Origin of the sequence: Maricaulis sp. (assembly GCF_030149235.1) — a bacterium.
Classification (GTDB): domain Bacteria; phylum Pseudomonadota; class Alphaproteobacteria; order Caulobacterales; family Maricaulaceae; genus Maricaulis.
Map to the genome: position 1 here is coordinate 79,774 of NZ_JASBRW010000041.1, position 11,327 is coordinate 91,100.

At 62.4% G+C, this 11,327-nt stretch carries 12 protein-coding genes and 1 rRNA gene; 4 read left to right on the plus strand and 9 right to left on the minus strand.

The window, feature by feature from the left end; translation table 11 throughout:
• The first annotated feature begins 73 nt into the window (after positions 1 to 73).
• On the plus strand, positions 74 to 607 hold the full coding sequence (locus Q1V51_RS06560; protein WP_300554386.1) for a gamma carbonic anhydrase family protein: 534 nt from the start codon (positions 74 to 76) through the stop codon (positions 605 to 607).
• Here Q1V51_RS06560 and Q1V51_RS06565 read toward each other — a convergent pair.
• From Q1V51_RS06565 to Q1V51_RS06575, 3 genes are all read right to left on the minus strand, one after another.
• The gene (locus tag Q1V51_RS06565; protein ID WP_300554389.1) at positions 604 to 1,104 is read right to left on the minus strand and encodes a DUF4339 domain-containing protein; all 501 of its coding nucleotides are present in this window, start codon (positions 1,102 to 1,104) and stop codon (positions 604 to 606) included. The two genes, Q1V51_RS06560 and Q1V51_RS06565, sit on opposite strands and share 4 nt — an antisense overlap.
• Positions 1,105 to 1,240: 136 nt before the next feature.
• On the minus strand, positions 1,241 to 1,864 hold the full coding sequence (locus Q1V51_RS06570; protein WP_300554391.1) for a PilZ domain-containing protein: 624 nt from the start codon (positions 1,862 to 1,864) through the stop codon (positions 1,241 to 1,243).
• A 59-nt stretch (positions 1,865 to 1,923) separates the two neighbouring features.
• The gene (locus Q1V51_RS06575) at positions 1,924 to 2,484 is read right to left on the minus strand and encodes a PAS domain-containing protein (RefSeq protein ID WP_300554393.1); all 561 of its coding nucleotides are present in this window, start codon (positions 2,482 to 2,484) and stop codon (positions 1,924 to 1,926) included.
• A 184-nt stretch (positions 2,485 to 2,668) separates the two neighbouring features.
• On the opposite strand from Q1V51_RS06575, the gene Q1V51_RS06580 reads away from it, so the two are divergent.
• Positions 2,669 to 3,547: a hypothetical protein gene (locus Q1V51_RS06580; protein WP_300554396.1), complete on the plus strand. Its 879-nt coding sequence runs from the start codon at positions 2,669 to 2,671 to the stop codon at positions 3,545 to 3,547.
• Between the two features lie 89 nt (positions 3,548 to 3,636).
• Here Q1V51_RS06580 and Q1V51_RS06585 read toward each other — a convergent pair whose 3' ends face one another.
• The 4 genes from Q1V51_RS06585 to hfaA form a co-directional block, all read right to left on the minus strand.
• On the minus strand, positions 3,637 to 4,359 hold the full coding sequence (locus tag Q1V51_RS06585) for a CPBP family intramembrane glutamic endopeptidase (RefSeq protein WP_300554398.1): 723 nt from the start codon (positions 4,357 to 4,359) through the stop codon (positions 3,637 to 3,639).
• 351 nt (positions 4,360 to 4,710) lie between these two features.
• Complete coding sequence (gene hfaD, locus Q1V51_RS06590) at positions 4,711 to 5,892, minus strand: holdfast anchor protein HfaD (protein ID WP_300554400.1); 1,182 nt, start codon at positions 5,890 to 5,892, stop codon at positions 4,711 to 4,713.
• Positions 5,852 to 6,850 carry a holdfast anchoring protein HfaB gene (gene hfaB / locus Q1V51_RS06595; RefSeq protein WP_300554403.1) on the minus strand — a complete coding sequence of 333 codons (999 nt, stop codon included), beginning with the start codon at positions 6,848 to 6,850 and terminating at the stop codon, positions 5,852 to 5,854. The genes hfaD and hfaB overlap by 41 nt, the downstream gene beginning before the upstream one ends.
• Positions 6,837 to 7,274, minus strand: a complete 438-nt coding sequence (hfaA, locus tag Q1V51_RS06600) for a holdfast anchoring protein HfaA (protein WP_300554405.1) — start codon at positions 7,272 to 7,274, stop codon at positions 6,837 to 6,839. The genes hfaB and hfaA overlap by 14 nt, the downstream gene beginning before the upstream one ends.
• A 158-nt stretch (positions 7,275 to 7,432) precedes the next feature.
• Here hfaA and Q1V51_RS06605 point away from each other — a divergent pair, with 158 nt between their 5' ends.
• On the plus strand, positions 7,433 to 8,095 hold the full coding sequence (locus Q1V51_RS06605) for a rhomboid family intramembrane serine protease (RefSeq protein ID WP_300554408.1): 663 nt from the start codon (positions 7,433 to 7,435) through the stop codon (positions 8,093 to 8,095).
• A 3-nt stretch (positions 8,096 to 8,098) separates the two neighbouring features.
• Here the strand turns inward: Q1V51_RS06605 and Q1V51_RS06610 are convergent, their stop codons facing one another.
• Complete coding sequence (locus tag Q1V51_RS06610; protein ID WP_300554410.1) at positions 8,099 to 8,710, minus strand: GDYXXLXY domain-containing protein; 612 nt, start codon at positions 8,708 to 8,710, stop codon at positions 8,099 to 8,101.
• Positions 8,707 to 10,038, minus strand: a complete 1,332-nt coding sequence (locus Q1V51_RS06615) for a DUF2157 domain-containing protein (RefSeq protein ID WP_300554412.1) — start codon at positions 10,036 to 10,038, stop codon at positions 8,707 to 8,709. Before Q1V51_RS06615 ends, Q1V51_RS06610 begins: the two co-directional genes overlap by 4 nt.
• 1,199 nt (positions 10,039 to 11,237) lie before the next feature.
• Between Q1V51_RS06615 and Q1V51_RS06620 the strand changes: the two genes are divergently transcribed.
• Positions 11,238 to 11,327, plus strand: a 16S ribosomal RNA gene (locus tag Q1V51_RS06620); the annotation flags it as partial.

Genomic DNA, 11,327 nt, shown 5'->3' on the forward strand with positions numbered 1-11,327 from the left:
CAGTGTAGCGTGATGAAAAGAATCTAAACGCGTGCGTCGTGGATATTTCACAAAATTTTGGGGGCGGACATCGATGGCGATTTATGCACTTGGCGATTCGGAGCCGAAACTGCCGGAGAATGGTGAGTATTGGGTGGCGCCCGATGCGCGCGTCATCGGCATGGTCGAGCTCAAACGCAATGCCAGCATCTGGTATGGCTGCGTCGTTCGCGGTGATACGGATTGGATCGAGATCGGTGAGGACAGCAATGTCCAAGACCTCTCCGTGCTGCACACCGATCACGGCATCCGTCTGAAGATCGGCAAGGGCGTTACCGTGGGCCACCATGCCATGTTGCATGGCTGCGAGGTCGGTGATTACTCCCTGATAGGCATCGGCGCGCGCATTCTCAACAACGCCAAGATTGGCAAGAACTGCATTATCGGCGCCCACGCCCTGATTCCCGAAGGCAAGGAAATCCCTGACAATTCCCTCGTCGTTGGCGCCCCGGGCAAGGTCATCCGCACGCTGGATGAAGGCACAGCCGAGCTGCTCAAGGCCTCAGCCGATCACTATGTCGAGAATTCAAAACGGCACAAAACCGATCTGCGCCTGATCGAGACCTAGCCGGCCCGGCCCCACAGGTCGCGGATATTCTGATCTGCTTCGCTGCCCAGGTTGAACCAGGCGGCACGATCATGGGAGGCGTCGATGATCAGGAGCTTGTCCTGGCGATCGAGCACATGGCTGAGTTCGTTGCGCAGCACGGCCGCCGTGGTCGGGCCGCGCAGCAGCCAGACACCGCCGGTGACCGATTCGACATCGCCATAAGCGGAGAGGGCGGTGCGGAATTCGCCGGCCTTGTCAGACGTGATTTCGCCGACAATGACGAAATTGGCCGGGCGGGCGCCGGGTGTGACGCGTTTTTCCACCTGGGTGCCGCCATTCTCCTCGGAAAACCAGTCGCTGAACGCGTCCTGGCCGGAAGCGGCCGCGAATTCGCCGTCACGCTCCTCGCTGACCAGCGAGTGCGCAGCAATGCGGCCCTCGCCAACGAAGGCACGCATCTGGGCGGGCGTATAGGGGCCATAGATTTGGCCTTCGACCTTTACAAACCAGGACATAGCGATTCCGTCATCGCGGGGCATGACACTCTCTCTCGCACTTGCACTCATACTCTCTAGGGCATGGATGCGGCAAGAATCGGGCCGCATCCCAACCATACTCATCTTGAGCGACTAAAACGTGATCTAGGGCGAATTAGGCTGCTTCGCTGTCATTCGTCTGCGCTTCAGGCGGATCGAACACGACTGCAAAGCCATTGTCCAGAATGCGCGCCACACGTCCTGACATCTCGCCGACACGAACGACTTCATCGATGCGCGGCCGTTCCAGGCACTCAAAGGCTGCGCCGGAGACCGAGACATCGATGACATTGGCGGCAATCACCACACCATCGCTCAGGCGGATGCGCGCGCGACCGCGGCCCGGCTTGCGCGGGGCGTGGCGGTCTTCGTCCAGACCGAGGCGTTCCTTGTTGAAGCGCCAGGTGATGGCATCGGCCAGCTTGTCCCGTTTCCGGTCAGTGGCGCGGAAGGCCATCGAGAAGTCTTCTTCGCCGGTGCGGACGACTTCGCCTTCCAGGCGGCCAATGCCATTGACGAGGAGAATAATGCGATCGCCCTGTGCCGGCTTGAGGCGGGCCAGGATGCGCGCACCGCCGGGCGAGATGTCGATCAGGCGGCAGGCATGTTCACCGTGTACTTCTGACCAGAAACGGCCATGCAAGCGCAGTGAAACACGCGCATGCCGGCGCCGCTCCTGGGAGCCGCGGGCCGCGATCTTGATCTTGCGACGGTCAAGACGTCCGGGTTCGTCAGTCATGGCCTTTTCTCCGTTCCAGTCTGTGAGGCTAGAACAGAGGGGTTAAGAACCCTTTGCAGCTAGTGATCATTCGCGATGTGAAGTTGCATGTCCCCCGTGTGCCGCCGCGAGACAGGCAGGAGATGTCCGGGCACGGCGGGCGGGCGAATCTCGCGCAGCGTCGTGCGGACGACGGGGCGTCCGCGGAAGGGCTCGGTATCATCCAGCGGCTGGAAAAGGCCGAGGATGCGGTCGACCACGCCTTCCGGTCCGCGCAAGGGGAAGACGGAGATTTCGACCGGCAGTTGGTGCATGTCCATCGAGCTGGCGCGCGCCACCATGGAAGCCGGCGATGCCCCGGACAGGGACGATTCCAGCACGGCCTGGACATGGACCGCATCATGGCCACGCCACAGGCTGAGGAAGTTCTGGTCGCGAAATTCGCGCTGGTAGAGATCGCACAGCTGCGTGCCGGCCAGGCGGAAGACATGATGCGCCGGATCGATACGGCGCAATATAAAGACATGGCCGAGCAGTTCGGAGATGTCCTGCGGCGCGATATCCTCGCGCTGCGGCGCGGCGCTGCCCAGACGCAAGGTCTGCCAATAGGTATGAAGCGCTCGTGATTGCGCGTGGCGCATGACGCTCTCCGGTATTCCCGGGGCAGCACAACGCCGCCCCTGTTCGTCGCGCTCAGCTTCAAGAACGGGGCCATACGCCTCAAAAGCGACCAGTCCCAGCAGGGCTCCCCGGCCAAGCGAGCGGACTTCCCTTAAACCGGCCCGAGGTTTGCAATGGACAGGGGCAGAGCAAAGGAGCACGGCCATGCGCGTATCAGCCCGGCACGCTTTATTGATGATCGCCACCTCTGTGATGGCGCTGACAGCAGCCCCGGCCAGCGCCGGTGGCCCGCCGCATGACGGCGGCCATGGTGGCGGTCATGGCGGCGGTCACGGCTGTTGCACCCATGGCGGCGGCCATACGGTCAATGTCCCGCACGTCAATATTCATGGCGGCAATATCAATGTCGGCGTGAATATCCATTCGAGCGTCAATGTGACGGCCAACGTCAATGCCAATGTCAGCGCGGTGGCCAATGCCAATGCGGCCGCCAACGCCGGGGCAGGCTCCTCGGCCGGCGCTGGCTCGATCACCTTCATCGGCGGTGGCAGCTATTACGCCCCGTCCACCGCTCCGGCGCCTACGGCCATTTCCGGCCTGCGTGTCGTTGAGCGCGAGTATGAAGAAGAATACGAGCGCATCGAGATCATCGAGGAATGGCGCATGATGCGGGCCGTCTGCCTGGATGATCGCGGCAATCCGCACCCGGCCTCCCAGGTCGACCCGGATGAGGAAATCCCGGCCATCTATGATGGCGAAGTGTATCGCTGCATGGCCGGCACGACGCTTCAGGTCACGGTCGGCTGGCGCCTCGAGGGCGAAGCTTGGTGGGATGAAGCCCAGACCATTATGTGCCGCCGCGGTGAAGCGCTCTGGCACAGCCCGGGGGGCGAGCTGCGCTGCGCCACCCAGACGCCGCAGCGCAATTGCAATGAACGCTCCCTCCTGCGCCGCTACGGTCCGGGGGAGAAAGTCTTCTATATGCGCCGCACCGAAGTCATCACCGAATACGAGCGTGTTGCCGAGCGCGAGAGCCTCAACATGACACTGATGCTCGACGGCGGTGTCGGCGGTTATCGCTGATCCCGTTTCAAACCAGATCCATCCATGCCATCGGCATGACCTGCCCCGGCTGAACTTCAGCCGGGGCTTTTTTTGATCGCTGGTCCGGTCTAGCTGGCCATGCCCTGATACATCAGCGTCAGCCCGATCGTATTGCTCAGCCCGTGCGACAGGATTAGCGGCCAGAGATTGCGGTTGAAGGCGAGGTATAAAAGGCCGGAGACCACGGCGATGGCCCCGGTGGCGACCCAGCCGGCCACGCCCTGATAGTAAAGGTGCTGGTGCCCGAACAGCGCGGCCTGGCACATCACCGCCAGGACCGCGGCTAAGGGCAGACCGGAAAACACGGTTTCGAAGCGTTCAAACAAGGCCCCGCGGAACAGCATTTCCTCGACAAACCCGCCGATCACCCAGGCGATGGCGAGCCAGAACAGGAAGGCGGACAGATTGCCGGGGACCGCATCAAAGCGCCCGGAAAACCGCTCATCAATCGCCTGCACCGCCTCGCTGGGTGGAGCTATCAGGCTGGTGGCCAGGCCGTCGGCGAGAATGCCAACACCCATCGTCACAACCAGGGCCACCACCGTCCAGATGGCGGTCCAGAAAAAGCACTTCGGGCGCCCCATACCGAGATCCGCCCAGCCCTTGCCGCGGCGACGCAAGCTCCAGGTGGCCAGGGTCAGGGCGGCGACCAGAGCAACTGGGCCGGCCAGGCTCCAGAGGGCATCAATGTTCAGCAAGGCTGTTTTCAGCAGCAGAAGCGTGCCGATGATCAAGGTGAGATCAAACAGCGCGGAAGCGCGGCGCAGGATGTCCGATGCAAGAGCGGCCATGGGCGATCCATTCGTGGTGAATACCCCCGGGTCTATCTCGGTGCGCGCGCTGTTTCTTGAATGATTGTGCGGGGCGAGAGTGAGGGCCATCGCGGATACGAGCCCGGGAGTAATGGGCAGGCCCCCCGTTTATCTCGTGATGTGGATCACCTCCGGCGTCCCAGCCCGCGGGGGAGCCCGGCGTCGATTAAATTGGGACAAGTATTTATCGGTGAGCAGATCCGGAGAAAACCGGAACTTGCCCCCGTTTATTCGACACCCCAACACAACTAACCCCGGCTGTTGCCAGCCGGGGTTAGTTTGCGCGTCACGACAGTTGTGGGTCGGCGCGGCGCGCGAACCGGGTTTGGGTCAATACCCGTTCGAGGTCCGGAAGGTCGCGGAATTGCCGATCGCCGTGGCGGTGCCGGAGATGTTCTGGCCCGTCGTCATCTGGCCGGTGACGACCGAGGACACATTGGCGTCGTTGACCTGGTTCATATTGCCATAGGAGGTCACCGGGCATTCCGAACAGATATAGCTGGTCGCTGCATTGCCGAAGGCGGTGGCCGACATCATCACGCTGCCGCCAGCATCGCCGGCGAAATTGGCGCGGGCATTGACCGCACCGGTATTGTTCTGGTCCAGGCCCATAAAGGCGTCGGCGCCGAGATTGGAGATGATGGCGGAGTTGCCGACGCCTTCGGACGAGACCGTCAGCGCGTCGGCATCGAAATTCCCGACCAGGATTTCCGCGTCCGCGGTAACCGTGCCGGAATTGGTTTGGCCGCCCTGCAGGTGGGCATAGCCGTCTTCATTCTGGATCCGCACGGCATTGCCATTGGCCGAGGCCATGGCCTGGCTGGAGATCGCCGTGCCTCCGGCATCCATGCGCACGCGGCCGGTGACATCGCCGCGATTGGTCTGGTCGACATCAACGATCTGGGAGGCGCCTATATAGCCCTCAACCAGCACGCTATTGCCATTGGCTGCACCGATGGCGGCGGCGCCATAGCCCAGGCCCGCATCGGGCGCGAGGACATAGGCATCAGCCGTTACCGCTGCACCGCTGTCCTGGCGCAGATCAAGATTGGTCTCGCCGCCAGAGGCGATGGATTCGTAGGCATTGGCGCTGGCCGTTGCCGTGGTGACCGAGGAGATCGAATAGCTGCCGACATTGAGCTGGGCGTTCGAGGTCACGGTCGAGCCGTCCGCCGCGCTCTGCTCGGAGACCAGATCCATATTGGCATCGGTCAGAACCGACGCGGTATTGCCGAAAGCCGTGGAGGTCGTCAGCGCAACGCCGTCGGTGATCCGGGCTGTGGTCGTGGCCGATGTGGCAACCGAACCGGAGAAAGCCTGGCTCGACTGGACATCATGCGGCGTGATTACGTCCACGGTCAGCGCATTGGCAATGCCGATGGCGGTCGTGGTGGCGCTGTCAGCCTGGTCGGTTTCGGTGGTGACGACCGCATTGATGGCCGCATCCAGATTGACCTGGCCGTTCAGGATCTCAGTTGTATCGTCCGCGAACGTAGCTGCGGACATGGTCATCACGACGCTCGTGGCCGTGGCTAACAGTCTGGCGCGCTTGAACATTCGAGGTCTCCTGGGAGCCGTAAGCTGCATGGTGGGTGGCGATGCCGCCGGTGGAATTGGTCGATCCGCCGATCGGATCGGCATAGTGGCAGGCCTGAGCCGGGTCGACGCCGTAGAGCTGGGCCGAGATTTCCAGCACGGCGCGTTCGATCACCGAGCGCACGGCCAGCTGGACCGGCTCGAGCGAGCGGCCGCCCGCGGAAATGTCGATCACGGCCTCATCCCAGAAGGCGAAGATGCCGGCGCTGATCTCGCGACCGATGATCTGCTTCTGGTAGGAGATGACATCGACCGTCTCCATGGAGCGCGTGTCATTGAGGCGCAGATCCAGGCCGATATTCATCACCCAGGCGCGACGGTTGAACAGGCCCGTCGGGTCGCTGTCGATGCGATCGCCGGCCAGTACGTCCACGCCATTGGAGCGGATATTATAGTTCAGCTCGGTAATGCCGCCGACCAGATGATAGTCGGAACCGGGCAGGGAGGCGGCGTAGATCTGACGCTGATTGCCGTCCTCATCGCCGATCAGCGAGTTGTTGGCATAGCGCAGTTCCAGCTCGGAAACCGAGGTGTCGAAACGCTCGACCAGGCGCACACCGGCCTTGGCAAAGGCCGAGATCGCCATCAGCGAGGCGCCCTGGGTGAGCGCGGCGCCGCCCTCCAGCGAAGCGCGGCCGGTATAATCGGACAGCCGGCCCACGGCGATGCGCGGCGATTGCAGATTATTGGCCCGGGCGTAATTGGCCAGGCAGACCAGCGCCTCGGAATAGGGCGTCGGGTTGGCGACAACCGGGGCGCCGCCGATCGGCTGCGCGTAAAGCCCGTCGCTGCCACCGGTCGAATTGGTGGTGGCGCAGCCGGTCAAGGCCAGCGCACTCGCTAGGGCGGAGATGAGAAGCTTAGTCGGGGTCATTGGCACTACTCACATATCCATTCGCATCGGCATTGGCGTTGATGTCGCCATTATTGATCTGGTTGGAATTGACGATGACGGTGTTGTACTGGCCGGAGACATTGACGTTCAGCTGGTTGCCGATCGCCGCTGCGGACGACCCAACACCGCCGCCAAACATGCCGGTCTGGCTGGAAACGCCGACACCGGTCTGGATGACGCCGTCAATGATCACACGATTGCCCGCCTGCGACCGTGCAGCAGCTCCCGCTGCGGCACCTGCGCTGGAGCGCGCGCCGGACCAGGGCTGGGTCGTCTGCCCCGGAGCCACGCCATAGGGCTGTTCCCAGGCGCCGGACGTCTGTACGCTTTGCGCTTGGGCGCCGGTGTCGATCGCGACTGCGAGGGCAATTGCGGCGACGGTATAAAGAACAGCTTTGGGCATGGCCTTGTGTCCATCTCGGTCAAATCGTACCGGGATAGGTGCAACGCGCGTGCCAGACGGGAGTGGCTGAAATGCTGTTCTCTCGTTAGGGGAATCGCGTGGATGCCAAGATTTCGGGCCGTAATGGGCCAATTTGGGAGCGCTGACAGGGGATGAGTGTGCCGGAGCGGGACGATGACGGATATGAACCGCCTCGAGGCGGTTCGCGCGAACCTGTTTTCAATAATATACCGCCGGGTGTGCTGCTTATTGCGCTTCCGATCGTGGGGGTCGCACTGCTTCCGTTCATCGCCCCCGAGCTGGAGCGCTGGGTGTTTGCTGCCTCGGTCGTGGTCTCGCCGGGACCGGGGCAAGTCGCGCCGCAGCAGCCGCTGGGACCGTGGGCGCCGTATCTGCTCCACATCCTGATTCATTTCGGCCTTCTACACATCGCCATGAATCTCACCGTCCTGGTCAGCGCAGGTCGCGCTGTGGGGACGAGTTTCGGGACTGATGCGAGCGGCACGCTGGGGTTCCTGGTGTTCTTCGCCCTGTGTTCGGTCGCCGGTGCTGCGGCGCAAGTCGCCTTCAGCGGCGCTGAGGCAGCCACTATGGGCGGCGCCTCAACCGGTGTGTCCGGGCTGATCGCGGCAGCGGGCTGGGTGATGGGCGGCTATCGCGGCATGCTGCGTCTGGCTCTGCCCTGGGCCGGGTTGAACATCGTCATCGGCATTGTCGGGATTGGCATTCCCATCCCGATCGGATGGGTGGCCCATATCGGCGGCACGGTCGCCGGCGCCGTCCTGTTCCCGGTGCTGCAGCCGATCTTTGCCCGTCGCTAGTGGCTACCAGAGCCGCTCATAACGGCGCTCGCCATTGATCTCGAGCCCCTTGATGAGGGCGTCGCCATTGTCCTGCAGCGACAGAATCAGGCGCGGTGACTGGCTGGAATCCCGTAAAATACCGTCGAGCTCCTGTGCCGTGTCCCGCGAGGCGTAATAGCGTGACAGGTTGTAATTGACGTAGATCACTTGTCGCTCCCGCTCGACGCGCACGCGCTCAACCTCACCGGTCTGCGGGGCGACCTGGTTGACCCATTCAAAGGCGGGCCCTGTGGTTCCGGTGACATAGCCGCGAATGATGGTGCCCGTTGCCGGGCGGTGCTGGTGCAGCGCGGTCGGGATCCAGACCCCGTCGTCACCCGGCGCCAGGCTGACATAGATGTCGTCGCCCATTTCGAAGCCGTCGTCGCCATCCAGCACCACGGCGTCGAGTTCGGCCAGCGAGATACGAATACGGCTGTAATAGCCGAGCAGCGGATCGCGCGGGTCATAGCCTTCAACCGCGAGGGTGACTTCTGTACCGCCCGCGCGCTTGAGCGCGTGACTGGTCAGCATGACGGTGAGAAAGCCCGTCATGATCAGGGCGACGAGGCCAAGACGCATCATAAAGCTCATGACGTCACTCCCTTGCCGGCCGGCAGCAATCGCGAGCGCCATCGCATCAGCGCAAAGCTGAGGCCGAACAGAAGCAGGCCGGCGCCGAGGAAGAAGACGGATGCGGTGAGCAGGCCCTCGAAAGTCTCCCAATAGACATAGAAGGTCTGCAGCGTGAAGCCGATAATGCCCATCGTTCCGGTAGTCCGGAAGCCGTCGCGCGACCCGATCAGGATCAGGGCAACGCAGAGGGCGTAGTAGGCGGCGCCAATCAACAAGCGCACGACGAAAATCACTTCCGGCGCGGTGATGTGTCCGATCAGCGGCACGACAAAGGCGGCCAGTGCGGCCGCTGTCAGGCTGGCACTGGTCAGCACGCGGCGCGACAGTTCCCCGGTTTGCAGGAAGGAGAGCGCCGCGACCGCCGCCACGGCGATTCCGCCAGACAGCCAATAGGCGCCGGAGACATAGAGTTCGTCGGCATCCATCCCGTACTCGCGGACCTCGGTCTGGATCCCGCCCAATGGCCATTGCAAGACCGCGCCGCCGATCACGGCCGCCAGTCCGAGCCAGGCGGATATGACGCCGAGGCCAGCTATGCCACGATTGCGCCCTTGGGCGGCGAGCAGGGCGAGGGCGCCGTAGATGAGCGGATGCAGGGAGATGATCTCGACGTCGAACGGGGTGAATTGGCCCAGCTCCCGCCAGATCGCATTGGAGACCCAGAACAACAGGGCGAGACCGAGGAGATTCGCCGAGACGCGCGATCCAAGACGCGCGGCCGCTACCATCATCAGGGACCAAACCGCGAGATAGCTCCACATGATCTGCGGCGCGGCGGGGTTGAAAATTTCTAGCGTCACCCAGAAAGCGCTCAGTACGGTCGCCAGGATCAGTAGCGGGCGCGAGGGGATGATCACGGCTGTCGCCAGCGCACCAAAGGCCCAGATCAGGACCGCGGTATTGCGGAAAGAAGACATGTTGAAGGTCTGGGCCGTGAGCGCGATCGCGGCGCCGAACAGCAGTGCGCCGAGCAAGGCGAGGGCATGGCCAAGCGTCGGGGCATTCCGGTCGAAGGCCTTGCCAGCGCCCAGGAGCGCCCCCCAGATCGCGGTGACCAGGAAGACAAAGGCCAGCAGTTTGGGCATGGCGTCCCAATTGGCGGCGACAAAGCTGATCGCGGACATGGCGAGCAGGACGGCCCCGAGAATCGACAGCGCTCCCGCTGCATTCCAGGCCCGGCCGGAGCTGGCGACATCGCCCAGTATTACGTCGCGCTGGTCGGCATCGACCCAGCCGGCTTCGATCCAGCGTTCCAGATCCTTGCGGATGCGTGACTGATAACTCATGGGGCTTCCCTTCGCGCCATGGCAGGTTCCTGCTTAGTGAAACGTTGGCCCAGCCAAAGCCGGGTGTCTACGTAAGAGTGATTCACACCGGCGGGTTCGACACCTGCCGGTACTAGAGGTCGGCAAGCCCGCGGGGATCGAGTCTATCGGTGATGTGGTCAACGCCAAGATTGCTGACGCTGAGGCCCAGACCACCGCCATGCGCGATTACATCTTGTCCTGATATTTCTCTGCACACCGGGTTCGCCTTGCAGGGCAGGGCGCCAACCCGGCACGGCGGGAAAAAGATCAGATAATTGCTGCAAGAGGGGTTGCGCTGATCCGGCCTTCCTGTAGAAGGGCGCTCCCGACGGCGCTGGGCGCAGGTTTTCACTTGCGGATCGGCGCCGTTTACTTATTATACGAGGTCTTGGCGTTTTTTCGTTTATAGGGCCGGTGAGTCGAATATGAGGCACCGGGTTCAGTAAGTTTGTTGCCGTTTCGGCGGTCTCCCAACGAACTGCACATTCCCTGAAGAAACGCGATTGACTTCAAAAACGGCGCGGACTAAACACCGCGCTCCTCGCCGGGGAGGGCCGCTGAAGGGCGGAGCAAACCGGAGGGGCGAAGGCAAAAGTCTTCGGGGTTTCATAGGTGTTTTGAGGGTCAAAATGCCGAGCGGTTTTCTGCGGAAAATCAATCGGATGGCTCGCTGCACAAACCCTGAAAAAGGCGATTGACTTCGAAAGTGGCGCGATCTAAACACCGCGCTCCTCGCTCGAAGCGGCCTGGTCAAACGGGTCACGGACGGCACCGGGAGACAATCAGTCTTCCAGCTTTTCATAGGCGGTCGATGCAGTCTCCGCCGGCAGGTTTTCGAAAGAAAATCCTCCGGTCTGCGCCTTCTGCTGAAAATGCTGGAAAAGCCGGTTGACTTCAAAAACGGCGCGGACTAAACACCGCGCTCCCTGCTGCGGCGGCCCACACGGGCTCAAGCAGTTCGGGCTCCGAAGCGGAAGCATCGACGGCCCGGCTCTTTGACATTGTTGGATTGGAAAGAGAAACGCAGGCGGCGGCGTTCTGCGGTGGGTCAGACCACCACTTGAACACCGATACGCTGAAGCGTTCTCTTATACGACGATTGATTTCGATCTGGTCAAACAGGTCGAATGACAATCCCGTTAAGAACTTTGAATGCCAAGCGCGTCGGGATCAAAACTCAACCTGAGAGTTTGATTCTGGCTCAGAACGAACGCTGGCGGCAGGCTTAACACATGCAAGTCGAGCGCCCTGCTTGCAGGGAGCGGCAG